Source organism: Pseudomonas sp. 382, assembly GCF_002759075.1.
In the GTDB taxonomy this organism is placed as follows: domain Bacteria; phylum Pseudomonadota; class Gammaproteobacteria; order Pseudomonadales; family Pseudomonadaceae; genus Aquipseudomonas; species Aquipseudomonas vlassakiae.
In genome coordinates, this window is the sequence record NZ_PEMX01000005.1 from 12,742 (window position 1) to 37,945 (window position 25,204).

Genomic DNA, 25,204 nt, shown 5'->3' on the forward strand with positions numbered 1-25,204 from the left:
GCCTGCCGATAAGGCCGATGAATACCTCGCCAAAGCCCCACGCCAGCCGCTGTCCATCAGCCATGTTGCTTTTTGTCGCAGTCTTTTCCGGGGCAATGGCTCCCATCGTCTTCAAATGCGTTGCATTACCCGCTAGTCTCGCAAGCATCCGTACCGCCGTAGTCTTCCCAACAGAACGAGCCGGCCATGACAGACCTGTCCCGTACGCATGGATTCGCCAGCCAGGCCCTGGGCCTGCTGGACGGGCGCTTCTTCCGGCCGCCGCAGCCCGACGGCCACGTGCCGCGTGCACGCCTGTGCCAGCGCTTGCAGGGCGGCCTTGGCGGGCGCTTGTTGCTGGTCAATGCCCCCGCCGGCTTTGGCAAAAGCTCCCTGGCCATCGAATTCTGCGAGTCACTGCCCGCCCATTGGCGCAGTCTCTGGCTCGGCCTGAGCCAGAGGGACGCCGACCCCGGCCGTTTCCTCGAGCGCTTGCTCGAAGGCTTGCAGCAGTACTGTCCGGCACTGGGCGGGCAGGCCATGGGCCTGCTGAAGATGCGTCAGCGCCACCAACCCTTTGCGTTCGAAGAGTGGCTCGACAGCTTGCTGGACGAGTTGGCGCTCTACCTCCAGGCCGATACCCCTTTGCTGCTGGTGCTGGACGACTACCACCTGGCCCAGGGGCCGGTTCTCGATCGCTGCCTGCAGTTCTTCCTCAATCACTTGCCTGCCGGCCTGGTACTGCTGGTTACCAGCCGCCAGCGGCCGGACTGGCACCTGGCGCGGCTGCGCCTGTCACGGCAACTGGTCGAACTTGGCGAGCAGGATCTGCGCCTGACGCCGGATGAATCACTGGCAGTGATTGGCCGCCAACCCACCGGGCTGCGCGGTCAGGCGCTGGATAACCTGATTCAGCGCAGCGATGGCTGGGTGGCGGGGCTGCGCTTCTGGCAGTTGGCAGCCAGCGAGGCTGGTGACGAGCATGCCTTGCCCCAGGCCCTGCATGGTGGTGAAGGGTTGATTCGTGACTACCTGCTGGAAGAAGTCATCGAGATGCTGCCGGCGGACGTGCAGGCGTTCCTGTTCGACACGGCCTGCCAGGAGCGCTTCTGCGCGGCGCTGTGCGATGCGCTGCGTGAGCGCCACGACAGCGACGCGATAATGCGTTATCTGCAGGCGCACCAGGTATTCCTGGTGCCGCTGGACGAGCATGGCCATTGGTATCGGTACCATCACCTGTTCTCTGACTTGCTGCGCAGTCGCCAGTCCAGCGAACCGCAGGCGCGCCTGCACCTGCGTGCCTGCCGCTGGTTCCAGGCCCAGGGGTTGCTCGATGAGGCGGTGGAACAGGCGTTACGCGCCGGCCACCTCGACGTTGCGGCTGACCTGGTGCAGAGCCTGTCCGAAGAGCAACTGCTGGCCGAGCAGAATGTGGGCATGCTGTTGCGCTGGAAGATGGACCTCCCCGACAGCCTGCTGATCAGCACGCCGCGGTTGATCGTGCTGTACAGCTGGGCGCTTGGCCTGGCCTGCCAGCTCGATGCAGCGCAAGAACTGGCAAGTTACCTCAGCCGCTTCCTGCCCGCGCCTTCGGCCACTGCACAGAAGTCCATGCTGGCGCAGTGGTTGGCCCTGAGCGGCGTCATCGCCCGCGGTCGGGGTGACCGCGATCGGACCTTGGCCTATTGCGGCGAGGCGCTGCAGAGCCTGCCGTGCAAGCGCTACGGGCAACGCCTGGTATGCCTGTCGACGCTGTCCAACCTGGCCATTGCCGACGGCGACTTCTGGCGTGCACGCGGCTGGAACCGCGAAGCGCTGGAGCTGGCGCAGCGCGTGGGCAACCCGTTGTTCGAGGCGCTGGCGCATTACGATCGAGCCCGGGTGCTGCATGCCCGCGGCGAGGTGTTGCGCGCGCTCGATGAGGTGCGCCAGGGTTTGCAGCGCCTGCAGGGGCTGTCGGCCCAGCGGTTGTACGCAGTGCGGGCGAGGCTGACCTTGTACGAGGGCTACCTGCTGGTAGCGCGCCTGCATCCCACGCAAGGGCGCGCGCGCTTGCGTGCAGGGCTTGGCGAGGCGCGCGCCTGCCGTGACATCAGCGTGCTGATCGGCCATTGCGTGATCGCCTCGCTGGATGGCCGTGAGGGCCAGTATGCCGAGGCCTTCGCCGAACTGGCCGAGGCGGAGCGCTTGATGCACATCTGGGATGTACCGCCGATTTTCTACCTGGCGATGATCACCCTGGTGAAGTGCGAACTGTGGCTCGCGCAAGGGCGTATCGATTTGGCCGAGTCGTGGTTGCTGCGCCTGGGGCAGACCTATGGCGGCGAGCACCCTGCGGCAGCGCCCGAGTTCCACCCCTTGCTGCCGCTGCATATCGAACTGCAGCAGGCTTTGCTCGAGCGGGTGCAGCAGCGCAGCGACGATGCCGTGGCGCGGCTGTGCGCCCTGGCCGAACGCGGTCAGGCCAGTGGCGGGATGATGCTCACCCTGCATGCCCTTTGCCAATGGATCGACCTGTTGTTGAGCGAGGGGCGTGAAGCACAGGCAGCGCGGCTGCTGCCCAGGGCGTTGAGCGCCGCTCGGGGTGGGGTGGTACAGCCCTTCCAGCGGCTGCTCGAATTGCATCCTGGCTGGCTGCGCGAACAACTTCTTGCACAGCCAGCCTGCCAGGCCCAGGCTGAATTGCTGGGGCGCCTGCCCGAACCTGCGGTGCCCACAAGCAACGCCGCAGAGGCCTTGAGTGGTCGCGAGCTGGCGGTGCTCGAACTGATCGCCCAAGGTTGTTCCAACCAGCAGATCAGTGAGCGGCTGTTCATTTCCCTGCATACCGTCAAGACCCACGCCAGTCATATCAACAGCAAGCTGGGTGTGGAACGTCGTACCCAAGCCGTGGCCCGGGCCAAGGCGTTGGGCTTGCTGGCCTGAAGCTGGTCGTAAAGGTAAAATAATGGCGCTAGGCCATTATCCCGTGATGGCGTGCGTACGCTGCGTTCTCCACCCTCATCTTTCCTGGCTGGCTGCCGATACAGGTTTCGGCGGTATGCATCGCTTCGCGCCATCCACCCATCTTCCCAATACAGGTCGTGTTGATGCTGCAGTACGGGCAAAAGAGCTTTCTGATCGTCGACGACTTCACTGACTTTCGCACGTCGACCCGTTCCATGCTGCGCGAACTGGGCGTGCGCGATGTGGATACCGCTGACAGCGGCGAGCAGGCCCTGCGCATGTGCGGGCAGAAGCGCTACGACTATATCCTTCAGGACTTCCACCTCGGTGACGGCAAGAAGAACGGCCAGCAGGTCCTCGAGGACCTGATCCTCGACAAGCTGATCAGCCATGAATGCGTGTTCATCATGGTCACGGCCGAAAGCAGCCAGGCCATCGTGCTCAGTGCCCTGGAGCACGAGCCTGATGCCTACCTGACCAAGCCGTTCAACCGCGTGGGCCTGGCCCAGCGCCTGGACAAGCTGACCCAGCGCAAGACGCTGCTCAAGCCGATCCTGCAAGCCCTCGACCGTGGTCGCCCGGCCGAAGTGCTGGCGGCGTGTGCCGAGCTGTGCAAGAAGGACCCGCGTTTTGCCCCGTTGTGCCTGCGCTATCGTGCCGACGCGCTGCGTGACCTCAACCGCTTCGATGAGCTGGAGAAGTTTCTCAAGAGCATCCTCGCCAGCCGCCCGCAACCATGGGTGTATGCGGCACTCGGCAGCCTGATGCACAAGCGCGGGCAGAATGCCCAGGCCCAGGGCGTCTACGAACAGGCGCTCAAGGCATTCCCGATCATGCCCGGGCTGTACGATGGCATGGCCGAAGTGCTGGTTGCCCAAGGCGAAACCAAGCGCGCCCAGAGCATGCTCGAAGAAGCGGTCCGCCTATCGCCCCTGGCGGTGCGACGGCAGGCTGCGCTGGGCAAGTTGGCGTTGGATAACGAAGATTTCGAAAGCGCCTCCAAAGCGTTCCGTCATGCGGTGAATCAGGGCCAGAGTTCGCGCTACAAGGATGCCGAAAGCAACCTTGGGCTGGTCCAGGCGTTGATGAGCAAGAACGCCGGCTTTGGCCTGGATGCGCGTGCCCGGGTCGAGATCAACACGGTGCTCAGTGAAGTGGCCAAGGACAACCTCGAAGACCAGGGCTTGCAAGTGCGTGCCCGGCTGATGAAGGCCGCCAGCCTGCAGCAGGCGGGCGACCCTGAGACAGCGGCCAAGCTCACCGAACAAGCCATGCAGCGGCTGGAGAAGATGGACCAGTTCTTCTCGGTCGAGGCGGCCTTGACCGTGGCCCGGCAACTGCAGGCACTCGGCCAGGAAGCAGCCGGCGGCAGCATCCTCAAAGGCTGCGTGGAAACCTACGGCGACGATCCCAAGGTCATGCAAAGCGTGGCCAAGCTGACCGACGACCCGGCCGTGCTGGGTGCGGTCACCGAAGCGGTCGATCTCAACCGCCAGGGCGTGCGCAGCTACCAGGCCGGGCAACTCAACGAAGCCTTGCAGATGTTCCGCAAAGCGCTTTCGCTGCAGCCGAAGAACATCAGTATTGCGCTCAACACAGCGCAGGCCCTGCTGCGCATCGGTGGCGAGGTGACACCGCCGGCGATCCAGCAGGAATGCCGCGATTGCCTGACCCGGGTGGCCGGCATCCCGACCAGTGACAGTCGCTACGACCGCTACCGCAAACTGCACATCAAGGTCTTCGGTGCATGAGCCAGGATAACCAGGGGCTGGATTTCTCCACGGTGATCGCCTCCACCGTGCATGACCTGAAAAACTCACTGTCGGCGCTGATCCAGTCCCATGACCAGTGGATGGCGCGGTTGCCTGAAGAATGGCGCAGCGGTACCGAGCAGGGCGTGATCGAGCATGAGTTCCGTCACCTCAACGGCATGCTCGTGCAGTTGCTGGGGCTTTACAAACTGGGGGTGAACCAGCTGCCGGTATGCCCGGATTACCATGAGCTGGATGATTTCATCGAGGCCCAGCTGGCCGCCCACCAGGAAGTGCTCCAGCACAACGACATCCTCGCCACCTGGCGTGTCGAAACCGACAACCCGCTGGGCTTCTTCGACCGCGAGCTGGTGGCTTCGGTGATCGCCAACGTGATTACCAACGCCACCCGCTATGCCGGCCATACACTGTTGATCAGCATTGGCGAGGAAAGCGAGCAACTGGTCATCAGCGTCAACGACGACGGCCCGGGCTACCCGGCGCGAATGCTCGAGCGTCAGCAGGATTATGTGCAGGGTATCGACTCGCAGAGCGGCAGCACCGGGCTTGGGCTGTACTTCGCGGCGCGGATTGCGGCGTTGCATGAGCGTAACGGCGTGCGCGGGCGGATCGATATTGCCAATGGTGGGGTGCTTGGGGGAGGGTTGTTCAGGTTGTATTTGCCGTAGCGTCAGGGCCGCCATGTGTCTGGCACAACCTTCAGCTTCCAAGACAGGCACTTCAGACCACGCTACCATCCCGGACAGTAGTCAGGAGCCCCTCATGAACATTGCCCCCGCCACGCTGATCCGCGAAACCTTTCCTGTAGGCCCCCTGCAGTGCAACTGCACCCTGATCGGCGACCCTGTCAGCAAGAAGGCTATCGTCGTCGACCCGGGTGGTGACGCAGACAAGATCCTCGCCCGCCTGCAGGCCCATGGTCTGACCTTGGTGAGCATCATCCACACCCACGCGCACTTCGACCATTTCCTCGCTTCTGGCAAGCTCAAGGAGCTCACCGGCGCCACGCTGCACCTGCACAAGCAGGACCAGCCGCTGTGGGACAACCTGGAAATGCAATGCCAGATGTTTGGCGTGCCCTACACCCCGGTGCCGTCGCCAGACCGTTGGCTCGGCGATGACGAAGAACTCGCCTGCGGTTGCGGTGTAGCCCTGCACACGCCTGGCCACACCCCAGGTTCGATGAGTTTCTGGTTCGCCGACGCCAAGCTGCTGATCGCCGGTGACACTCTGTTCCGCCGTGGCATCGGCAGAACCGACCTGTGGGGCGGCGACCAGCGGGCCATCGTGCGTTCGATCCAGGATCGGCTGTATCGCCTGGACGAAGATGCCGTTGTGGTCACAGGCCACGGGCCGGATACCCGCCTGGGCGACGAGATGCGTGAGAACCCGTTCGTACGGGCTTGAGCCCGGATGAAAAGCCTTTCATGGAATTTTTCCGTATCCTGGCGATCGAAGCCTGGCACAGATCCCTCTGCGATCCGCCGCACACACGAATTTTTGTAGGAGCTTGTCCATGTTCACCATGCGTCGTCTGATTATCGTCGCAACCGCCGCAGCCCTGATGACCGGTTGCGCCGGGCAGAATCCTTATGACAGCCAAGGCCAGGCTCAGGGCGAGTCCACGGGGATGAGCAAGACCGCCAAGTATGGCGGCCTGGGCGCGCTGGCCGGCGCCATTGCCGGTGCCGCCATCGACCACAACAACCGTGGCAAGGGTGCGCTGATCGGCGCCGCCGCAGTCGGTGCCGCCGCTGCCGGTTACGGCTACTACGCGGACAAGCAGGAAGCCGAGCTGCGCGCGAAGATGGCCAACACGGGCGTCGAGGTTCAACGCCAGGGTGACCAGATCAAGCTGATCATGCCGGGCAACATCACCTTCGCTACCGATTCGGCCAACATTTCGCCGAGCTTCTACAACCCGCTGAACAACCTGGCCAACTCGTTCAAGTCGTTCAATCAGAACACCATCGAAGTGGTGGGCTTCACCGACAGCACCGGCAGCCGCCAGCACAACATGGACCTGTCGCAGCGCCGCGCCCAGGCAGTCAGCACCTACCTGACCTCGCAAGGCGTGGATGCGTCGCGCGTAACGGTGCGTGGCATGGGGCCGGACCAGCCGATTGCCAGCAACGCCGACGCCAATGGCCGTGCACAGAACCGCCGTGTGGAGGTCAACCTGAAGCCTATTCCGGGTCAGCAGTATGACCAGCAGCAGGGCCAGGTTCAGCAGTACCCGTAAGCCGTTCGGTACGGCGCAATACAACAAGGGCAGGCCGGTGACGGTCTGCCCTTTTGCGTTTCAGCGGATGCTGCTGGCCTGAATCGCCGTCAGGGCGATGGTATGCACGATATCGTCCACCTGCGCCCCGCGTGGCAAGTCGTTCACCGGCTTGCGCAGCCCCTGCAGCATCGGCCCCAGGCTGACCCCGTCAGTGCTGCGCTGCACCGCCTTGTGGGTGGTATTGCCGGTGTTCAGGTCAGGGAACACGAACACCGTCGCCCGCCCAGCCACCTGGCTGTGAGGGGCCAGCTGCAGAGCGACTTGCGGATTGGCGGCGGCGTCGTACTGCAGCGGCCCGTCGATCAGCAGCCCCTGCTCCGCCGCCTGTGCCAGGCGCGTGGCTTCGCGCACTTTCTCCACTTCCTCGTCACTGGCCGAATCACTGGAGTAGCTGATCATCGCTACCCGCGGTGCGATACCGAAGGCCTGTGCCGATTCGGCGCTCTGCCGGGCGATCTCGGCCAGTTCGCTGGCGCTGGGGTGCGGGTTCATCACGCAGTCGCCGTACACCAGCACCTGCTCGGGGAACAGCATGAAGAACACCGACGACACCAGGCTGGCGCCGGGTGCGGTCTTGATCAGCTGCAGGGCAGGGCGAATGGTGTTGGCGGTGGAATGCACCAGCCCCGAGACCAGGCCATCGACCTCGTCCAGGGCCAGCATCATGGTGCCGACCACCACCGGGTCTTCCAGCTGCTGTTCAGCCATGGGCGCATTGAGGTTCTTGCTCTTGCGCAGGTTGACCATTGGCTCGACATAGCGCCCGCGAATCAGCTCGGGGTCGAGTATCTCCAGGTCCGCCGGCAGGGTGATGCCCTGGGCACGGGCCACGGCTTCGACTGCCTCTGGCTTGGCCAGCAGTACGCAACGGGCGATGCCGCGCGCCTGGCAGATCGCCGCAGCCTGCACCAGCAGCGGCTCGGCACCCTCCGGCAGGACGATGCGCTTGTTGGCCTGTTGCGCCCGCTGGATCAGCTGGTAGCGGAACACCGCGGGCGACAGGCGCATTTCCCGTGGCGTACCGCAGCGCTGGTGCAGCCAGGCGGCATCCAGGTGGCTGGCAACGAAGTCGGTGATGAATTCGGCGCGGTCACGGTCGTCCACCGGGATTTCGCGGTTCAGCGAGTTGAGCAGGTTGGCAGTGTCGTAGGAGCCGGTGCTGACCGACAGAATCGGCAAGCCGGCCTGCAGGGCGCCACGGCACAGGCCGAGGATGCGCGCATCGGGCTTGCTGTCACTGGTCAGCAGCAGGCCGGCCAGGGGTACGCCGTTGATCGCGGCCAGGCTCACCGCCAGGATGATGTCGTCGCGATCGCCCGGGGTCACCACCAGGGTGCCCGGTGTCAGCAGCGGTACGGTATTGGCCACGGTGCGGGCGCAGATGATGATCTTGTTCATCCGCCGCTGCTCATAGTCGCCGGCATTGAGTACCTGGGCACCAAGCAGCTCGGCCACGTCGCGGGTGCGCGGGGCGTTCAGCTCAGGCTGGTAGGGAATGCAGCCGAGCAGGCGGAAGTCGTTGCCACGCAGCAGCGGCGAGTGTTCGCGCAGGCGGGTGGCGAAGTCGGCCATGCTCTCGTCGGTGCGTACCTTGTTGAGGATCACCCCCAGTACTTTCGGGTCGCGTGGGCCACCGAACAGTTGGGCCTGCAGTTCGACCCGCCCGGACAATTCGCTGAGCACTTCGTTTTCCGGTGCCGAGACCAGGATCACTTCGGCATCGAGGCTCTTGGCCAGGTGCAGGTTGACCCGCGCCGCATAGCTGGCATGGCGCGTCGGCACCATGCCCTCGACCACCACCACGTCGTTGCCAATGCAGGCCTGCTGGTACAGGCGGATGATTTCTTCGAGCAACTCGTCCAGCTGGCCCTCGCCGAGCATGCGCTCGACATGGGCCAGGCTCAGTGGTACCGGAGGCTTGATGCCGTGGGTACGGGCGACCAGTTCGGTGGAGCGCTCGGGGCCCGTGTCGCCGGGGTGAGGCTGGGCGATCGGCTTGAAGAAGCCGACCTTGAGGCCGGCGCGCTCCAGGGTGCGGACCAGGCCCAGGCTGATGGAGGTCAGGCCGACACCAAAGTCGGTCGGCGCAATGAAAAATGTCTGCATGCGTGCTTCTCGAAATAAGCGGTGCAAGGAATCAACGGCCAAGGGTAGCGCTATCGACCCCCTGTGCGCACCAGCCGCAAACGAATGGCTGGCCGATGCGCTCGGCACGCTGCGCGGCGTCGAGCACCCACGGGCGTGCCTGCCACGGTGGCTGGTGGCGCAGGTGCTGGGTATGGCCGCAAGACAGCTCGACCACCCAGTGGCCTTCCTCGTCCTGGTGGAAGCCGGTGATCCGACTGATGGGTCGCCCCTCGTCTGCGCTGCGGTCGCAATCGGGCGATGCCTTGGTTACACTTGTCCGCTCTACATACTTTTGCAAAAGGTCTTGCCCCATGCTGATCGCCGCCAACAAGGCTGTCTCCATCGACTATACCCTGACCAACGACGCCGGGGAGACCATCGACAGCTCCGCCGGCGGTGCGCCGCTGGTTTACCTGCACGGTGCCGCCAACATCATTCCAGGCCTGGAAAAAGCCCTGGAAGGCAAGCAAGCCGGTGACGAGCTGGACGTTGCCATCGAGCCGGAAGACGCCTACGGCGAATACCTGGCCGAGCTGGTGAGCACCCTGAACCGCAGCCTGTTCGAAGGTGTCGACCAACTGGAGGTCGGCATGCAGTTCCACGCTTCGGCGCCGGACGGCCAGATGCAGATCGTCACCATCCGCGACATCGACGGCGACGACATCACTGTCGACGGCAACCACCCACTGGCTGGCCAGCGCCTGAACTTCAAGGTCAAGGTTGTCGACGTGCGTGACGCCAGCGAAGAAGAAATCGCTCACCGTCACATCCACGGTGAAGGTGGCCATCACCACTGATTTTCTGCGCTAAGCTCAGAAAGTCGCCAGGCGCTCGGACAAGCCGGCATGCCTCCCCAACGGGAGGTGCGCGGCTTGCAAGAGCGCCTTTTTAGTGGGCGCTGTTCGCCTCCTGCGGCAACCGGCAACCTGAAGGGGATCATCATGAGTGCATTTCACGACCTGACGTTGAAGGCGCTGAACGGCGAGGACCTGCCCCTGGCGCCGTTCAAGGGCCAGGTAGTGCTGGTGGTCAATGTCGCTTCCAAGTGTGGCCTGACGCCGCAATACGCCTCGCTGGAAAAGCTGCAGCAGCAGTTCAAGGGCAGGGGCTTCAATGTCCTGGGCCTTCCTTGCAACCAGTTCGCCGGCCAGGAGCCGGGCAGCGAAAAGGAAATCCAGGAGTTCTGCAGGCTGAACTACGGCGTGAGTTTCCCGCTGGGTGCCAAGCTTGAGGTCAACGGCCATGACCGCCATCAGCTGTACCGTTTGCTGGCGGGCGAGGGGGCGGAATTCCCGGGTGACATCACCTGGAACTTCGAGAAGTTCCTGGTGGGCAAGGATGGGCGGGTGCTGGCGCGTTTTGCGCCGCGTACCGCACCGGATGATCCAACGGTGGTGCAGGCCATCGAGAATGCACTGAAGTGACCTGTCTGCCGGGGGTAAAGCACCCCCGGCGATAGCCCAGAATCACCCAGATCAATAATGCTGGGCCAAGCTCCGCGCTGCCCCTAACCTCAGGCGCATCTCCTCCCGCAGACGGAAGCGCCCCATGTCCAGCAACCCCTTGTTCCAACCCTTCACCCTCGGCGCGCTCGAGTTGCCGAGCCGTGTCGTCATGGCGCCCATGACCCGTACCTTCTGCCCCGGCGGCGTGCCGCACGCTGGCGTGGTCGAGTACTACCGGCGTCGTGCCGCAGCAGGCGTGGGGCTGATCATCACCGAGGGCACCACGGTCGGGCACAGGGCAGCCAACGGTTACCCCAATGTGCCGCGCTTCCACGGTGAGGATGCCCTGGCAGGCTGGAAGCAGGTGGTCGACGCCGTTCATGCCGAAGGGGGCCGTATCGTGCCGCAGCTGTGGCATGTGGGCATGGTACGCCGCCTGGGCACCGAGCCGGACGCCAACGTGCCAGGGTACGGGCCGAGCGAGAAGGTCAAGGACGGCCAGGTGCTGGTGCATGGCATGACCCGTGACGATATTCGCGAGGTAATCGCCGCGTTCGCCCAGGCGGCCCGCGATGCCAAGGCCATCGGCATGGATGGCGTGGAGATCCATGGCGCCCACGGCTACCTCATCGACCAGTTCTTCTGGGACTCCAGCAACCGTCGCAGCGACGAATATGGCGGTGACCTGGCCGCCCGTTCGCGCTTCGCCATCGAGCTGATCCAGGCCGTGCGCGCTGCCGTGGGGCCGGACTTCCCGATCATCTTCCGTTTCTCGCAGTGGAAGCAGCAGGACTATAGCGCACGCTTGGTGGAAACCCCGCAAGCACTGGCGGCGTTCCTTGAACCGCTGTCGGCGGCCGGTGTGGATATTTTCCACTGCTCGACCCGACGCTTCTGGGAGCCAGAGTTCGAAGGCTCCGAGCTGAACCTGGCCGGCTGGACCCGCACGCTCACGGGCAAACCGACCATCACCGTCGGCAGCGTAGGGCTCGATGGTGAGTTCCTGCAGTTCATGGTCGCTACCGACAAGGTGGCCAAACCGGCCAGCCTGGAAGGCTTGCTGCGCCGTCTGGGCGATGAAGAGTTCGACCTTGTGGCGGTTGGCCGTGCCCTGCTGGTGGATGCCGAATGGGCGCAGAAGGTACGCGAAGGGCGTGAAGCGGATGTGCTGCCGTTCAGCCGCGAGGCGTTGACGACCTTGGCTTGATCGCCAGCGCGACGCCTGCCGGCTGGCTGCCGGCAGGTGCCGTGTGACAGGCATTGAACAGGTGCGACTCGAACTGCTCGACGATCGCCGGCCAGCCTTGGCGGCTGGCGTGCTGACGTGCGTTCAGGCGCACTCGGCGCAGGGTTTCGTTTTCTTCCAGCAGCCAGCAGGCGGCGTCGATGAATGCGCACTGGTCGCCAGGCATGGCCAGCGCGCCGCTGTGGCCATGGCGGATGTGCTGGGCTGCGGCGGCCTCATCGTAGGCGACCACGGCCAGGCCCGAGGCCATGGCTTCGAGCACCACATTGCCAAAGGTTTCGGTCAGGCTCGGGAACAGGAACAGGTCGCCGCTGGCGTAATGTTCGGCCAACGCTTCGCCGCGCTGGGCGCCGCAGAACACCGCATCGGGCATCTGCTGCTCGAGGGCCGCCCGCTGCGGGCCATCACCCACCACCACCAGGCGCAGGCGCCGCTGTGGGTGAGTGTTCTGCAAGGCTTGCAGGCAGGGCTGCAACAGTGTCAGGTTCTTTTCCGCTGCCAGTCGCCCGACGTGCAGCACAGCGATGTCGTCCGCGTCGAGCCCCCAGTTGTCCCGTAGCGCCTGGCTGCGCTTGGCCGGGTTGAACAGGCCGGCATCCACGCCCCGGGCCATCAGGGCCAGGCGCTCGAACCCACGGCGTTCCAGCTCCAGGCGCTGGCTCACGCTGGGCACCAGGGTGGCGGCGGTGCGCCGATGGAACCAGCGCAGGTAGTGGGTCAGCAGGCGCGCCAGCAGGCCTAGGCCGTATTGCCCGGAATACTGCGGGAAATTGGTGTGAAAGCCGCTGACCACGGCAACGCCCAGGCGCCGCGCGGCGCGTAGGGCGCTGAGGCCCAATGGCCCTTCGGTAGCGATGTACAGCACGTCCGGACGTTGCCGGCGCCAGCGGCGCAGCAGCTTGTGCATCGACACTTCGCCCCACTGCAGGCCGGGGTATCCGGGCAATGCCCAGCCTCGGCAGAGCAATAGCCCCTGGTCATCATCCGCCTGTACCTCGTTGGCTTGCCGTGGGCGCACGATCTCTACCTGGTGGCCACGCTGTCGCAAACCTTCGCTGAGGCGGCCAAGGGTATTGGCCACGCCGTTGATTTCGGGTGGGAAGGTTTCGCTGACAAGGCAAATGCGTAGGGCAGGTGTATTCATGAGAAAAAGTGTCCGCCTGCTGCGTTGCGCTCACATGACAGCCTTGTGACGCGCAGATGACGGCCGATTTTCGGCTGTTTGTCGTGTGTGAATATTTCTTTGCAGCGCGCTCAAGCCGCTCGCGGCGCAGCCGATGAAGATGCATCCGAATCGGTCTGATGCGCTCCGGGAGTGCGGTGATGTTCAACAGCAAGCTCAAGAAAGAAATCCAGCAACTGCGCGAAGAGCTGATGGCCGTCGAGCAGGTCAAAAGCAGCCTCGACAGCGAGATGCTGGTGCTGCAGCTCGACCCCCAGGGGCGCATCGAGCAGGTCAACGGCAATTTCGAGAGCGAGATGCTCTACCGTGCCGAGCAATTGATTGGGCGCAACATTGAAGAGATCGTGCCGACCCACGTGAAGAAGCTCGACTTCTACCAGCGCATGAAAAACGCCATTACCCGTGGCGAGCACCTCAATGGCGCGTTCCGCCTGCTGCGCGGCAATGGTGAAGAAGCCTGGCTGCGCTCCATCCTGCAGCCGGTAAAGACTGTCGACGGGCGGATCAGGCATTTTTCCATGCACTCCAGCGACCTGACCCGCACCATCGAGACCTCGCGTGAGCACGAGAGCCTGATCAAGGCGCTGATGCGCTCCACCGCGGTGATCGAGTTCAACCTCGACGGCGAGGTGTTGACCGCCAACGACCGCTTCCTGCAGACGGTGGGCTACAGCCTCGAGCAGGTGCGTGGCAAGCATCACCGCATGTTCTGTGAGCCGGCTGAAGTCAATTCGACAGCTTACCAGGCGTTCTGGGACAGGCTACGCCGGGGCGAGTACGTGGCCGATCGCTTCAAGCGGATCGACGCCCATGGGCGCACCATCTGGCTGGAGGCTTCCTACAACCCGATCTTCGATGCCCATGACGTGCTGTACAAGGTGGTCAAGTTCGCCACCGTGATCACCGAGCAGGTCAATCAGGAGCTGGCCGTAGCCCAGGCTGCCGACATTGCCTACAACACCTCCCTGGAAACCGACAACAGCGCCCGCAAAGCCACCGATGTGGTGACTCAGACCGTCGACGTGATGCGTGGGCTGGAAGGCTCCATGCAGGATGCAGCCGACGGCATCCAGGCTCTGGACCGGCAGTCCAAGGTGATTGGCGCCATCATCAAGACCATCAGCGACATCGCCGGGCAGACCAACCTGCTGGCGCTCAACGCCGCCATCGAAGCCGCCCGTGCCGGCGAGCAGGGCCGTGGCTTCGCTGTGGTCGCCGACGAAGTGCGTCAGCTGGCGTCGCGCACCAGCAGCGCGACCGAAGAGATCGCCAAGGTGGTGCAGCAGAACGAACAGCTCGCCCAGGCGGCGGTAGACATCATCGACACCAGCAAGCGCCAGGCCGAACAGGGGCTGGCGTTGGCGGCGGATACCGGTGGGGTGATCGTCGAGATCCAGGAGGGGGCGAAGAAGGTGGTGGATGCGGTGGGGCAGTTTTCCAGCCAGCTGAGCCACTGATAACGGCTCAAGAGGGCAAAGGGCCCAGGCTGGCCCTTTGCTCAGGGTGAAGGTCAATCGGCCTGTTCGGTTTGCTTGATGTGCTGGTAGACGGTCGAGACTGCGTTTTGGACAGCTGCCCGATCGAAGTCCTCACGAACATCCTTCCAAGCCCCAAGACGATTGGTGTAGATACATTCGCCAGGGCCGATAATGGGGGCTTTATTATCCACTACTGCATCGACCAGACGGTCCACCAGTGATAGGTCGTAGTGGGGCGTGTCGCAGTAGGTTTGCACGGTGACGCAGTGCAAGTTCTCGATTGGCTCATGAATGCCATTGGCTTGCAGAGCCTCACGCAGCCGCCACTTTACTCGCTGCTCGGCGATTTTTTTGACCTGATCTTGTTCTGGGATTGCTGCAAGTTCAATGAAGTCTTTCGATTTGACGTCTGTGAATTCCATCTTTGATCTCCAGTGGTTTGAAGGCCACGACGGTGCGGCCTTGGGCACATTGGAGTTCGAACAGAGCTGATGCAGGCGTTACATATCTACTACGCACTACCGCCGACAGGATCAACGCCTAAATAAAGTGGCTGCTGATTGAAGTAACAAGCAGAGCCTTATGTCGAAAGTTTTTAGATCAGACGTTCGGATCCATTTTCAGCATGCGCTTGAATGTATCTTCATATTTATATACCGCCTGGCCTGTTTACACGGCTGCATTTCATGGGCCCTGGGCATGTGGAAGTCGTGATGCCCAGTTTTCGAACTTCTGATTTGAATAGAACGCTGTGTAAGGGGCTGTCGGCAGCCCCTCGCTCGATTAGTTGCGCTCGCGCACCCAGAACAACGTAGCCCCCGCCACTGCCGCCGGCATCATCAGCACGTTCACCCCCGGAATGAGCAACGCCAGGTAGGTAATCCCGCCAAACCCCATCGACTGCCAGCGTTTCTGCCGCAGCCAGGCGAGCATGTCCTGCCAGCTCGTCTTGTTGTTGTCCGCCGGGTAGTCGATGTACTGGATGGCCATCATCCACACGCCGAACACCAGCCACAGCGGTGCGGCGATCACGTTGACCACCGGGATCAGCGACAGGATGAACAGACCAATGGCCCGTGGCAGGAAGTAGCCGAGCTTGCGCATCTCGCGGCCGAAGGTGCGTGGCACCATGGCCACCAGCTCACCCCAGCTGAACGCCGGAAACGGGTCCTGGCCGCGCACCACCACTTCGACCTTTTCCGCGAGAAAGCCATTGAACGGCGCAGCGATCACGTTGGCCACCAGGGTGAAGGTGAAGAACACCATCAACACCAGCAAGGCGACGAACAGTGGCCATAGAATGTAGGAAAGGAAGCTCAGCCAGCTTGGCAGGGTCGGCATCAGGGCGTCGAGCCACAGGCTGAACTCGTGGCCGGCGAAGTAGATCAGGCCGCCAAACAGCAGCAGGTTGATCGCCAGCGGCAGCAGCACGAACATCCGCAGGTTGGGGCTCAGCACCAGTTTCAGGCCTTCGCGCAGGTACTGGGGGCCGGAGAGGACATGGGCTTGCATCGGAACACTCCGCAGAGAAGGGAAAACGCGCTGACCTTACCGAGTTTGCTGCGCCGACGAAAGGCAGGCGCACATGAAGAAACCGGCTGTAACAAATGGGGCAGTGCCGTTGGCCGAGCTGAATTTGCCAGATAGAGGATGCCTATGAGGTGGATTGTCGAAGGATATTTCCTTACTCTCTGCCACCTCGCTACAGTGCGCTCAACTTTCCGCTTTCCGGGCCTGCGCGTTGTAGCCTTCCCCAAGTGCTGCGTGGGTCCTTTTTAATTTCCAGCTGGCGGCCCTTGTGGTCCGCTCGACAGGAGTTCGACATGTCTGAAGTACGTCATTCGCGCGTCATCATCCTCGGTTCCGGCCCTGCCGGTTACAGCGCTGCGGTCTACGCCGCCCGCGCCAACCTCAAGCCACTGCTGATCACCGGCATGCAGGCGGGTGGCCAGCTGACCACCACCACCGAAGTCGACAACTGGCCGGGTGACCCCCATGGCCTGACCGGCCCGGCCCTGATGCAGCGCATGCAGGAACATGCCGAGCGTTTCGAGACCGAGATCGTCTTCGACCACATCAATGCCGTCGACCTGGCCAAAAAGCCGTTCACCCTGGTGGGTGACAGCGGCCAGTACACCTGCGATGCGCTGATCATCGCCACTGGCGCCAGCGCCCGTTACCTGGGCCTGCCGTCGGAAGAAGCGTTCATGGGCAAGGGCGTTTCGGCCTGCGCCACCTGCGACGGTTTCTTCTACCGCAACAAGCCGGTCGCCGTGGTCGGCGGCGGCAACACTGCCGTGGAAGAAGCCCTGTACCTGGCCAACATCGCCAGCAAGGTGACCTTGGTGCACCGCCGTGAAACCTTCCGCGCCGAGAAGATCCTGGTCGACAAGCTCAACGCCCGTGTCGCCGAAGGCAAGATCGAGCTCAAGCTCAACGCCACCCTGGATGAAGTGCTGGGTGACAACATGGGCGTGACCGGTGCGCGCCTGAAGAACAACGACGGCAGCAGCGACGAAATCAAGGTCGACGGCGTGTTCATCGCCATTGGCCACACCCCGAACACCTCGCTGTTCGAAGGCCAGCTGACCCTCAAGGACGGCTACCTGGTGGTCAACGGCGGCCGTGAAGGCAACGCCACCGCCACCAACGTCGAAGGTGTATTCGCTGCGGGCGACGTGGCCGACCACGTTTACCGTCAGGCCATCACCTCGGCCGGCGCAGGCTGCATGGCGGCACTGGACGTCGAGCGTTACCTGGACGGCCTGGCCAACGCCTCGTTCTAAGCTGATATCGCCAGGGGCGCAAAGCGCCCCCACAAAAAAACCGGCCAGTTGGCCGGTTTTTTCATGCTGCGATTCGCTCACAGGCTCAGTCGCATCGACAAGTCCACGGCCTTCACATCCTTGGTCATGGCGCCAATCGAGATGTAGTCGACGCCGGTCTCGGCAATCACCCGCAGGGTGGTTTCGTTGACCCCGCCACTGGCTTCCAGCTTGGCCTTGCCCGCGGTGATACGCACAGCTTCGCGCATCTCGTCCAGAGTCAGCTCGTCGAGCATGATGATGTCCGCGCCCGCATTCAGCGCCTGGCGCAGCTCCTCCAGGCTTTCCACTTCGATTTCCACCGGCTTGCCGGGGGCGATGCGGTGCGCTGCGGCCACGGCTTCGGCCACGCCACCGCTGGCGGCAATGTGGTTTTCCTTGATCAGGAAGGCATCGTACAGGCCGATGCGATGGTTGTGGCAACCGCCGCAGGTGACCGCGTACTTCTGCGCCAGGCGCAGGCCCGGCACGGTCTTGCGGGTGTCGAGCAGCTGCACCTGGGTGCCTTCGACCAGGTCGGCGAGCAAGCGCGCGCGAGTGGCCACACCCGACAGCAGCTGCAGGAAGTTCAGCGCGCTGCGCTCGCCGCTGAGCAGCGAACGTGCCGGGCCCTCGAGGTGGAACAGCGGCTGATTGGCGGTGGCGCGCTCGCCATCGGCAACCTGCCAGTGCACCGCCACGCGCGGGTCGAGCTGACGGAACACGGCATCGACCCAGGCGGTGCCGGCGATCACGCAGTCTTCGCGGGTGATGATGGTGGCCTTGGCCAGGCGCTCGGCCGGGATCAGCTGCGCGGTAATGTCGCCACTGCCGATGTCTTCCAGCAGTGCGCGGCGCACATTGGCTTCGATCTCGGCGGTCAGGTCGGCAAGGCGTAGGTTCGGCATGGTCGGCTCCACAAGCTAGGTGCCGGCGATTATAGGGCAGGGGGGCGGCGCCGTGTACAACTGCCGTGCAGGCGACCTTTGGTCAGGCCGCGTGAGCATTTGCCTGAAACCGCGGTCATTAATCGGCCAGTGAAGAGTGCTGGCAGCTTTCGGCATTTTTATCGATAATGGCGCCCAACATTTGGCGTCATAGCTTTGACGATTTCTCGCCGTATCGATTACGTCACCCAGCAAGGAGTCCGGGATGCAAAAAGAAGGCAAGGTGGTGCCCCTCTCGGCCGCCATCGATCGGGGCGCTCGCACGCCTTTGCCTTGCCTCCCGGTGTTGCTCCTGCAGGTGCGTGACAAGGCCGCGCTGCAAATGCGTCAGGGCTTGCAGGCGCTGTTCGACAATGCCGACGATACGCTGTTCGAAATGGCCGATCGGGCGGTGGACCGGTTCGACCAGAACCTCTACTTCGAGGCCATGCGCGACCTGCGCCTGAAGCGCAAGCACATCGAACGCGGCTTTCTCGACATCTTCTACGACACCTTCGCCCGGATCGGCCAGTTCGACCCGCTGGGCCAGATGGCGGCGAAAACCAAAGCGCAAAAGGAGCGTACCGCTGCTGTCGATGGCATGGTTGCCCGCGTGCTGTCGCGCGATGGCGTCGCCCTCGAGCAATTGGGCCAGCGTTTGCAATGCCTGCTCTTGCGCAGCTTCGACGAACAGCAGAACCCGTTCGGGCCTGCTGCACTGTGTGGTTACTTCCTCGATGCCGGGCGCAACTTGGGCGTCGGCCTGCGGGTCAAGCTGATTCTCCTGAAGCTGTTCGAGCGTTATGTGCTGCGTGACGTCGACGTGCTTTATGCAGAAGCCAACCAGTTGCTGGCCGCTGCGGGCGTGATGCCCGAGCTGCAGGCGGCACCGCGGCGGCGGGCCGAGGACCGCCGCCTGGGTACACGACGCGTGTCGGCCAACCTCGAGGCCGATGCGATGGGCGCTGACAGTGCCGGGCAGGCTTTCATGCGGTCGCTGGAAGGGCTGCTGGCCCCCCGCAGAGGCCGTGTTGCTCCTCGCTTGCAAGCCGCCACCGCAGCCCAGCCGATCAGTACTGCCGACCTGCTGCGCCTGCTTTCGCACCTGCAGCACTACGTGCCGGCAACGACCGACGATGACGACTTCGACCTGGACCAGCAGCTTGAACAGCTGCTGCTGCGGGTCAGCGTGCGCAGTGGCACCCGCCGGCGCATCGCCTGCGCCGACGAGGACACGATCAACCTGGTCGGCCTGCTGTTCGCCTGCATCGCTGCCGACGACAACCTGCCGCAGAGCCTGCGCGCACTGATCGTTCGCTTGCATATTCCGCTGCTCAAGGTAGCGCTGCTGGACAAAAGCCTGTTCAGCCGTGCCAGCCACCCGGCGCGGCGCCTGCTCAACGAAATCGCCGCTGCTGCGATCGGCTGGGAAACGGGCAGCGAAGGCATGCGCGACAGCTTGCATCTGCGCGTGGAGCGCATCGTCCAGCGCTTACTCAACGATTTCACCGAAGACACCATGCTGTTCGCCGAGCTGCTCGATGATTTCCTCGCCTTCAGCCAGGACGAGCGCCGGCGCAACGAGCTGCTCGAGCAGCGCACACGCGATGCTGAAGAAGGACGCGCCCGTGCCTTGCAGGCACGTCAGCAAGTGCAGCAAGCGCTCAACCAGCGTCTGCGCGGGCGCACCCTGCCGCAGGGGGTGGTGCACATGCTGGTGCACGCCTGGAGCCAGGTACTGTTGATGGCCTGGCTCAAGCAGGGCCAAGCGTCCCCAGCCTGGCAGCAGGGGCTGGAGACAATGGATACCTTGCTTGCCAGCATCGCCCCGCATCAGCAGCCGCAGGTGTTGTTGCAGCAAGTGCCTGGCCTGCTCAAGGCCCTGCGTGACGGCTTGGCCAGCGTGGCGCTGGACTCGGCTGCCACCCGCGAGTTCTTCCTGCAACTGGAGCAACTGCACTTGCGTGCCTGCGCGGGGGCCGACCAGCCAGCCGGCAGTGGTGAACTGGCTGAAGTGCTGGTGGCCGAGGACATCGTGCTGGCCATCGCCGAGGAGTCCGTCTGCGCACCGCTGCTTCAACGCGATGAGCAAGCGCCAGAGCTGCGCCTGGTGCAGCGCCTGCGGATCGGTACCTGGGTGGAAATGCTCGATGACGACGAGCCGCTGCGCTGCAAGCTGGTGGCGCGCATCGACAGCAGCGACCGGCTGGTCTTCGCCAACCGCACCGGGATGAAGGTGCGCGAATGGAACACGGTCGGCCTGGCGCAAGCCCTGCGCCGAGGCGAGGCGCGGTTGCTGGATGATGGCCTGCTGTTCGAGCGGGCTCTGGAAACCGTACTCGAAGGCCTGCGTCAGCAACAGGTGAATTGAGCCGACGGCATTACAATCATTCACATGCACTGCGGCCCATGCGCAGGGCATACTGCGGCTCTGTACCGGCGCTTTTCAGGATCTGCCCCATGCAATTGGACCGTGCCACTGGCTGGTTCCACGGAATCGGAATCACTCACTGCCCTTCACCGAACTTCAATGCCCGCCCGGAGGGTGAAGCGATTTCCCTGCTGGTGATCCACAACATCAGCCTGCCGCCAGCCTGCTTCGGTAGCGGCAAGGTGCAGCAATTCTTCCAGAACCGCCTGGATCCTGATGAACACCCTTACTTTGCCAGCATCAGCCACCTGACAGTGTCGGCGCATCTGTTCGTCGAACGCGACGGTGCGGTGACTCAGTTCGTGTCGCTGCTCGACCGCGCCTGGCATGCCGGTGTGTCCAGTTTCGACGGGCGTGAGGGCTGCAACGACTTTTCCATCGGTATCGAGCTGGAAGGTACCGACGACCTGCCCTATACAGATGCCCAATATGCGGTGCTGAAGCAACTGACCCGGCAGATCCAGGCCGCCTGGCCGGTGATCGACCTTGACCGTATCCAGGGCCACTGCGATATCGCTCCGGTGCGCAAGACCGACCCCGGCCCGGCGTTCGACTGGGCGCGTTACCGCAAGGCGGTGAAGGACAACGAGGACGACGCATGAGCTTTCTGGTGCTGTTACTGGCGCTGTGGATAGAGAAGTTTTCTGCCCTGCGCCATCAGGTGCAACGGGACGGGTTCTTCCTGGGCGAGCTGGTGCGCCTGGAGCGCAGCGGCAAGGTGCATCCCGGGTGGACGCTGGCGATCCTGGTGCTGGCACCGGTGGCGCTGCTGGTGCTGTTGCTGCACGTGCTGGACCCTGTGGCCTATGGCTTGCTGGCCCTGCCGGTGCACCTGCTGGTGCTGATCTATAGCCTGGGGCGTGGCGATGCCAAGGGTTCCCTGGGGCCGTTTCGCGATGCCTGGCGGCGTGGCGACGACCAGGCCGCGCTGCATGTGGCCGAACGTGACCTGGGCCTGGCGGCCGACGAGCCGCACAGCTTGCTGGTCCGTGTGCAGGGTTACCTGTTGTGGCAGGCCTACCAGAGCTTTTTCGCGGTGATCTTCTGGTACTTCGTGCTTGGCCCAGGCGCGGCCCTGGCCTACCGCCTGCTGGCGTTGACGGGCGAGCATAGCCGCCAGCCTGCGCTGAAGACCCGCGCCGAACAGTTGCGGCACATCATGGACTGGCTGCCGGTACGCGTGCTGACCCTGAGCTTCGCGCTGGTCGGCAACTTCGTTGCGGTGATGCGGGTGATGCTGCACGAGTTGCTCAACTGGCACATCAGCGCCGGGCACCTGGTGGCCAGGGTCGGGCGCATCGCCGATGACGTTGCCGATGACAACCCCAGGGAACAAGACCCACAACGCGGCCTGGGGCGGCTGGACAGCCTGTGGGACTTGCTGCTGCGCTGCGCGGTGTTGTGGTATGCAGGGTTTGCCCTGTGGACAGTGCTGGTGTAGGAGCGGCCTTGTGTCGCGAAAGGGCTGCAAAGCAGCCCCAGGTTTTCAGCGTCAACGCACAAATTGCAGGGGCCGCGTTGCGGCCCTTTCGCGACACAAGGCCGCTCCTACAAAGAGGGCGCTGCTAGCTGTTGATTAACCTTAAGTTACAAACCTCCGATTCGATCTGCGTTATACAGGTGGCCGAGTGCTATCTCTGCAGAACAACAAGAATCCATGGAGGTGCCCGTGAAGCGTCTGCTCTACCCGGCCATCGCATTGATGAATCGGCTGAGCTTCGGCCAGAAGTTCAGCCTCATCAGCGTCCTGTTCTTCCCGCCCATGCTGGCCACCAGCTTTTATCTGGTGCGCGATGCCTACCATCAGTTCCATGCCACCCGCGTCGAGTTGCAGGGCATTGCCCCGCTGGCGGACAGCCTGTCCCTGCGCGCCGACCTGGAAGCGCTGGGCAACCTGTTGCAGATCAATGCCGTGCTCGGCCAGTCGGGCCAGGCCGGGGATGTAGAAACGCAAATCGCAGCGCTGCAGGACCAGCTCCAGGCACAGCTGCACAGGCTGCAAGGCGATGAGGCGGTGCCGCCAGACAAGCTCGAAGAGTTGACTGCGGCATTTGTCGCCGCCCGGTCAGAGTCTTCGTTGCAGAGCAAGGCGGCCCTGTTCGACAAGCTGCAGGCCCAGGGCCAGCTGCTGGGCAAGCAGGTGGCCAGCCAGGCTGGCTTGAGCCAGGACCGCCAGGCTTCGGTACGCCAGTTGAGCGAACTGCTCGGGGGCGCCACGGCGCAGGTTACCCAGACGCTCGGAGAGGGCAGGGCCCTGGGCGCCATTGCGCTGGGAAGGGGGTTCATCGATTCCTCGGGCAGCGCCCGTTTCGAAGATGTGCTGCAACGCCTGGAGCGTCTTGCGGCAGATTATGCCCTGCGCCTGAACGACGCCCTGGCCACGGACCCCGGCGCTACAGCGGCTTTAAAGGTCGCAGCGCAAGCCAGCCAGGCGACACTCAGACAGGCCGCGGCGTTGTTCGAAGAGCAAGTGGTCGTGGCGCAGACCCTCGATGCCTCATGGCCGGGGTTCTATCAGCAGGTCAGCGAGCTGATGACACAGACGTATCGCCTGAATGATGCCGTACTCGGGCATCTGCAGGCGCAGCTTCAGCAACGCTTGGCCGAGCAACGCTTGCGCATGCTTGCCCTGGGCGCGGTCCTGGCCGGTGTTTTCGTGTTGATCCTGTATTTGTACGGCGGTTTTTATGTCTCGACCCGGGCAACCCTGCGCCGCCTGGGGGGGGCCATGGACAAAGTGGCGGCGGGCGACATGACGGTCAGCTTCCAGGCGCACAGCCGTGATGAACTGGGTGAACTGGGCCAGGGTTTCAGCGAAACCGTGCGGCGTATCCGCAGCCTGATCGACCAGGTCGGGCGCACCGTGGTGGCCGTCGAAGAGCAGGCCGGGCAGGTGCTGGCGGTGTCGGCGCGGAGCAATCAGGCGGTCAGTGGCCAGCGTGAACAGATCGAACAGGTGGCCACGGCGATGAACCAGATGAGCGCCACCGCGCAAGAGGTGGCGCGCAGTGCCGCGCTGGCGGCCAACGGCGCCCAGCAGGTCAATCTGGAAAGCGTCAGCGGCCGTACCTTGGTGGCCAGCCAGCAACAGAGCATCGGTCGCCTCGCCGAGGAAATCGACCAGACCGTGCTGGCAATCAATCGGCTGGCCGATGACAGCCAGGCCATTGGCCAGGTGCTGGAGGTGATTCGCAGCATTGCCGAGCAGACCAACCTGCTGGCGTTGAACGCCGCCATCGAAGCGGCGCGGGCCGGTGAGCAGGGCCGGGGATTTGCCGTGGTGGCCGATGAAGTACGTACCTTGGCCCGGCGTACCCAGGACTCCACCGCGCAGATCGCGCAGATGATTCAGCGTCTGCGCGATGGCGTGGAGCAGGCGGTGCGGGCGATGCACAGCAGCCATGAGATGGCTGCGGGTACTGTGGATGAAGCACGCCAGGTCCAGCAGGCGTTGGGCAACATCCTTGGGGCAGTGGGAGGCATTGTCGAGCAGAACCAACAGATCGCCGCGGCGGTGGAGCAGCAGACGGCGGTCGCCCATGACATCGACCGCAACATCGTCGCGATCAACCGGGCGTCGCAGGATACGACCCAAGGCGCTTGCCAGGCCGAGGATGCCAGCCGGGTGCTTTCGTCGCAGGTAGTGGAATTGAAGCGTTTGATCGGGGCCTTCAGGGTCTAGGGCCGACTCATGTGTTGCCTGCTCTGGCCCCTTCGGGGGTAAACCCGCTCCCACAGGGACCCGCAACACCCAGGCTCAGTGAAATACCTGTGGGAGCGGGTTTACCCGCGAAGAGGCCAGTGCTACCAGCCAAAAAGCTCACAGGCATTCCTGCTGCTGACCTCAGCCAGTGTCTCAGCCTCGATGCCCATAAGCTCGGCCAGCGCTTCGGCAATCTCGGGCAGATGCTCCGGGCTGTTGCGCTGGCCGGCAAACATCGCCGGGGCCATGTCGGGCGAATCGGTCTCCAGCACGATGCTGTCCAGCGGCAGGCGCGGCAGGGTCCTGTGCAGACGCAACGCCTGCGGCCAGGTCGCTGCGCCGCCCAGGCCAAGCCGGAAGCCCAGCTTGATGTACTCGCGCGCCTCTTCGTAACTGCCGGCAAAGGCATGGATCACCCCTGCACGCGCCGGCTTGTAGCGCTTGAGCGTGGCGATCACCTGGGCATGGCTGCGGCGCACATGCAGCAGGGCAGGCAGTGCGAAGTCGCAGGCCATCTGCAGCTGGGCTTCGAACAGCGCCTGTTGGCGTTGCTTGTCCAACGCTTCGAGGTAGTAGTCCAGGCCGAACTCGCCAACCGCGCACAGCCGTGGGTCGCCATGCAGGCGCTGCAGCCACTCGCGCAGTTGCGTCAGGTGCTCCGGCCGGTGCTGCTCCAGGTAGACCGGGTGCAACCCCAGGGCCGCATGCACGCCGTCTTCGGCACAGGCCAGGTCCCACACCCGCTGGAAATTCGCCTGGTACACCCCCAACACCACCATGCGCTCCACCCCGCGCGCCGCCGCATTGGCCAGCAGGCGCGGGCGGTCGGCGTCGAAGTCGGGGAAGTCCAGGTGGGTGTGGGTGTCGATCAGGCGCATGG

The 25,204-nt window shown here is 63.8% G+C and carries 20 protein-coding genes and 3 pseudogenes; 16 read left to right on the forward strand and 7 right to left on the reverse strand.

What is annotated here, in order from left to right:
- Positions 1-186 precede the first annotated feature (186 nt).
- The 5 genes from CQW31_RS08020 to CQW31_RS08040 all read left to right on the forward strand — a co-directional run bounded on the left by CQW31_RS08020 (position 187) and on the right by CQW31_RS08040 (position 6,939).
- Positions 187-2,904, forward strand: a complete 2,718-nt coding sequence (locus CQW31_RS08020; RefSeq protein WP_099814247.1) for a LuxR C-terminal-related transcriptional regulator — start codon at positions 187-189, stop codon at positions 2,902-2,904.
- Positions 2,905-3,068: 164 nt separating this feature from the next.
- Positions 3,069-4,676 carry a tetratricopeptide repeat-containing response regulator gene (locus CQW31_RS08025; protein ID WP_054887495.1) on the forward strand — a complete coding sequence of 536 codons (1,608 nt, stop codon included), beginning with the start codon at positions 3,069-3,071 and terminating at the stop codon, positions 4,674-4,676.
- A complete protein-coding gene (locus CQW31_RS08030) occupies positions 4,673-5,365 on the forward strand; it encodes a sensor histidine kinase KdpD (RefSeq protein ID WP_054887496.1) in 693 nt (230 codons plus the stop codon). Before CQW31_RS08025 ends, CQW31_RS08030 begins: the two co-directional genes overlap by 4 nt.
- 94 nt (positions 5,366-5,459) lie before the next feature.
- Positions 5,460-6,104 (forward strand): MBL fold metallo-hydrolase, encoded by a 645-nt coding sequence (locus CQW31_RS08035; RefSeq protein ID WP_054887497.1) that lies wholly within the window; start codon positions 5,460-5,462, stop codon positions 6,102-6,104.
- Positions 6,105-6,213: 109 nt separating this feature from the next.
- Positions 6,214-6,939 carry an OmpA family protein gene (locus CQW31_RS08040; protein WP_027918343.1) on the forward strand — a complete coding sequence of 242 codons (726 nt, stop codon included), beginning with the start codon at positions 6,214-6,216 and terminating at the stop codon, positions 6,937-6,939.
- A gap of 60 nt (positions 6,940-6,999) precedes the next feature.
- Here the strand turns inward: CQW31_RS08040 and pta are convergent, their stop codons facing one another.
- Both pta and CQW31_RS08050 read right to left on the reverse strand, forming a co-directional pair.
- A complete protein-coding gene (gene pta, locus CQW31_RS08045; protein ID WP_054887498.1) occupies positions 7,000-9,087 on the reverse strand; it encodes a phosphate acetyltransferase in 2,088 nt (695 codons plus the stop codon).
- 31 nt (positions 9,088-9,118) lie between these two features.
- On the reverse strand, positions 9,119-9,421 hold the full coding sequence (locus tag CQW31_RS08050; protein WP_099814248.1) for a DUF3565 domain-containing protein: 303 nt from the start codon (positions 9,419-9,421) through the stop codon (positions 9,119-9,121).
- Here CQW31_RS08050 and CQW31_RS08055 point away from each other — a divergent pair.
- From CQW31_RS08055 to CQW31_RS08065, 3 genes are all read left to right on the forward strand, one after another.
- Positions 9,420-9,905: a peptidylprolyl isomerase gene (locus CQW31_RS08055; protein ID WP_054887500.1), complete on the forward strand. Its 486-nt coding sequence runs from the start codon at positions 9,420-9,422 to the stop codon at positions 9,903-9,905. The genes CQW31_RS08050 and CQW31_RS08055 overlap by 2 nt on opposite strands.
- Before the next feature lie 144 nt (positions 9,906-10,049).
- A complete protein-coding gene (locus CQW31_RS08060) occupies positions 10,050-10,532 on the forward strand; it encodes a glutathione peroxidase (protein ID WP_054887501.1) in 483 nt (160 codons plus the stop codon).
- A gap of 124 nt (positions 10,533-10,656) precedes the next feature.
- Positions 10,657-11,760 carry an NADH:flavin oxidoreductase gene (locus CQW31_RS08065; RefSeq protein WP_099814249.1) on the forward strand — a complete coding sequence of 368 codons (1,104 nt, stop codon included), beginning with the start codon at positions 10,657-10,659 and terminating at the stop codon, positions 11,758-11,760.
- On the opposite strand, the gene CQW31_RS08070 is transcribed toward CQW31_RS08065, so the two are convergent.
- Positions 11,729-12,943, reverse strand: coding sequence for a glycosyltransferase family 1 protein (locus CQW31_RS08070; protein WP_099814250.1), 1,215 nt, complete (start codon positions 12,941-12,943; stop codon positions 11,729-11,731). The genes CQW31_RS08065 and CQW31_RS08070 overlap by 32 nt on opposite strands.
- A 269-nt stretch (positions 12,944-13,212) precedes the next feature.
- Between CQW31_RS08070 and CQW31_RS32070 the strand changes: the two are divergent.
- Together CQW31_RS32070 and CQW31_RS32075 are read left to right on the forward strand one after the other, a co-directional pair.
- Positions 13,213-13,845 (forward strand): annotated as a pseudogene (locus tag CQW31_RS32070) (PAS domain-containing protein); the annotation flags it as partial.
- A gap of 165 nt (positions 13,846-14,010) precedes the next feature.
- Positions 14,011-14,439: pseudogene (locus CQW31_RS32075) on the forward strand (methyl-accepting chemotaxis protein); the annotation flags it as partial.
- A 53-nt stretch (positions 14,440-14,492) separates the two neighbouring features.
- On the opposite strand, the gene CQW31_RS08080 reads toward CQW31_RS32075, so the two are convergent.
- Positions 14,493-14,882, reverse strand: a complete 390-nt coding sequence (locus CQW31_RS08080; protein ID WP_099814251.1) for a hypothetical protein — start codon at positions 14,880-14,882, stop codon at positions 14,493-14,495.
- A 361-nt stretch (positions 14,883-15,243) separates the two neighbouring features.
- Positions 15,244-15,972 (reverse strand): sulfate transporter CysZ, encoded by a 729-nt coding sequence (gene cysZ, locus CQW31_RS08085; protein ID WP_099814252.1) that lies wholly within the window; start codon positions 15,970-15,972, stop codon positions 15,244-15,246.
- Positions 15,973-16,283: 311 nt separating this feature from the next.
- Between cysZ and trxB the strand changes: the two genes are divergently transcribed.
- On the forward strand, positions 16,284-17,246 hold the full coding sequence (gene trxB / locus CQW31_RS08090; RefSeq protein WP_054887507.1) for a thioredoxin-disulfide reductase: 963 nt from the start codon (positions 16,284-16,286) through the stop codon (positions 17,244-17,246).
- A 77-nt stretch (positions 17,247-17,323) separates the two neighbouring features.
- Here the strand turns inward: trxB and nadC are convergent, their stop codons facing one another.
- Positions 17,324-18,172, reverse strand: coding sequence for a carboxylating nicotinate-nucleotide diphosphorylase (gene nadC, locus CQW31_RS08095; protein WP_099814253.1), 849 nt, complete (start codon positions 18,170-18,172; stop codon positions 17,324-17,326).
- A 244-nt stretch (positions 18,173-18,416) separates the two neighbouring features.
- On the opposite strand from nadC, the gene CQW31_RS08100 reads away from it, so the two are divergent.
- The 5 genes and pseudogenes from CQW31_RS08100 (at position 18,417) to CQW31_RS32085 (ending at position 24,303) form a co-directional block, all read left to right on the forward strand.
- A complete protein-coding gene (locus CQW31_RS08100) occupies positions 18,417-20,561 on the forward strand; it encodes a DUF1631 domain-containing protein (protein ID WP_099814254.1) in 2,145 nt (714 codons plus the stop codon).
- An 89-nt stretch (positions 20,562-20,650) separates the two neighbouring features.
- Complete coding sequence (gene ampD, locus CQW31_RS08105) at positions 20,651-21,223, forward strand: 1,6-anhydro-N-acetylmuramyl-L-alanine amidase AmpD (protein ID WP_099814255.1); 573 nt, start codon at positions 20,651-20,653, stop codon at positions 21,221-21,223.
- Positions 21,220-22,062, forward strand: a complete 843-nt coding sequence (gene ampE / locus CQW31_RS08110) for a regulatory signaling modulator protein AmpE (RefSeq protein ID WP_099814256.1) — start codon at positions 21,220-21,222, stop codon at positions 22,060-22,062. Before ampD ends, ampE begins: the two co-directional genes overlap by 4 nt.
- Positions 22,063-23,241: 1,179 nt before the next feature.
- Positions 23,242-23,445 (forward strand): annotated as a pseudogene (locus tag CQW31_RS32080) (HAMP domain-containing protein); the annotation flags it as partial.
- A 153-nt stretch (positions 23,446-23,598) separates the two neighbouring features.
- Entirely contained in the window at positions 23,599-24,303 is a 705-nt protein-coding gene (locus CQW31_RS32085; protein WP_371263271.1) for a methyl-accepting chemotaxis protein, read from the forward strand.
- Between the two features lie 122 nt (positions 24,304-24,425).
- On the opposite strand, the gene CQW31_RS08120 is transcribed toward CQW31_RS32085, so the two are convergent.
- Positions 24,426-25,202 carry a TatD family hydrolase gene (locus tag CQW31_RS08120; RefSeq protein ID WP_099814258.1) on the reverse strand — a complete coding sequence of 259 codons (777 nt, stop codon included), beginning with the start codon at positions 25,200-25,202 and terminating at the stop codon, positions 24,426-24,428.
- Positions 25,203-25,204 lie beyond the last annotated feature (2 nt).

Coding starts and splice junctions, on each gene's coding strand:
- CQW31_RS08025 (WP_054887495.1), top strand. CDS start 3,069: ATGCTGCAGTACGGGCAAAAGAGCTTTCTGATCGTCGACGACTTCACT.
- CQW31_RS08100 (WP_099814254.1), top strand. CDS start 18,417: ATGCAAAAAGAAGGCAAGGTGGTGCCCCTCTCGGCCGCCATCGATCGG.
- ampE (WP_099814256.1), top strand. CDS start 21,220: ATGAGCTTTCTGGTGCTGTTACTGGCGCTGTGGATAGAGAAGTTTTCT.
- nadC (WP_099814253.1), bottom strand. CDS start 18,172: ATGCCGAACCTACGCCTTGCCGACCTGACCGCCGAGATCGAAGCCAAT.
- cysZ (WP_099814252.1), bottom strand. CDS start 15,972: ATGCAAGCCCATGTCCTCTCCGGCCCCCAGTACCTGCGCGAAGGCCTG.
- CQW31_RS08060 (WP_054887501.1), top strand. CDS start 10,050: ATGAGTGCATTTCACGACCTGACGTTGAAGGCGCTGAACGGCGAGGAC.
- ampD (WP_099814255.1), top strand. CDS start 20,651: ATGCAATTGGACCGTGCCACTGGCTGGTTCCACGGAATCGGAATCACT.
- CQW31_RS08050 (WP_099814248.1), bottom strand. CDS start 9,421: ATGGGGCAAGACCTTTTGCAAAAGTATGTAGAGCGGACAAGTGTAACC.
- CQW31_RS08070 (WP_099814250.1), bottom strand. CDS start 12,943: ATGAATACACCTGCCCTACGCATTTGCCTTGTCAGCGAAACCTTCCCA.
- CQW31_RS08065 (WP_099814249.1), top strand. CDS start 10,657: ATGTCCAGCAACCCCTTGTTCCAACCCTTCACCCTCGGCGCGCTCGAG.
- CQW31_RS08080 (WP_099814251.1), bottom strand. CDS start 14,882: ATGGAATTCACAGACGTCAAATCGAAAGACTTCATTGAACTTGCAGCA.
- CQW31_RS08035 (WP_054887497.1), top strand. CDS start 5,460: ATGAACATTGCCCCCGCCACGCTGATCCGCGAAACCTTTCCTGTAGGC.
- CQW31_RS08055 (WP_054887500.1), top strand. CDS start 9,420: ATGCTGATCGCCGCCAACAAGGCTGTCTCCATCGACTATACCCTGACC.
- CQW31_RS32085 (WP_371263271.1), top strand. CDS start 23,599: ATGAGCGCCACCGCGCAAGAGGTGGCGCGCAGTGCCGCGCTGGCGGCC.
- CQW31_RS08040 (WP_027918343.1), top strand. CDS start 6,214: ATGTTCACCATGCGTCGTCTGATTATCGTCGCAACCGCCGCAGCCCTG.
- CQW31_RS08030 (WP_054887496.1), top strand. CDS start 4,673: ATGAGCCAGGATAACCAGGGGCTGGATTTCTCCACGGTGATCGCCTCC.
- CQW31_RS08020 (WP_099814247.1), top strand. CDS start 187: ATGACAGACCTGTCCCGTACGCATGGATTCGCCAGCCAGGCCCTGGGC.
- trxB (WP_054887507.1), top strand. CDS start 16,284: ATGTCTGAAGTACGTCATTCGCGCGTCATCATCCTCGGTTCCGGCCCT.
- pta (WP_054887498.1), bottom strand. CDS start 9,087: ATGCAGACATTTTTCATTGCGCCGACCGACTTTGGTGTCGGCCTGACC.
- CQW31_RS08120 (WP_099814258.1), bottom strand. CDS start 25,202: ATGCGCCTGATCGACACCCACACCCACCTGGACTTCCCCGACTTCGAC.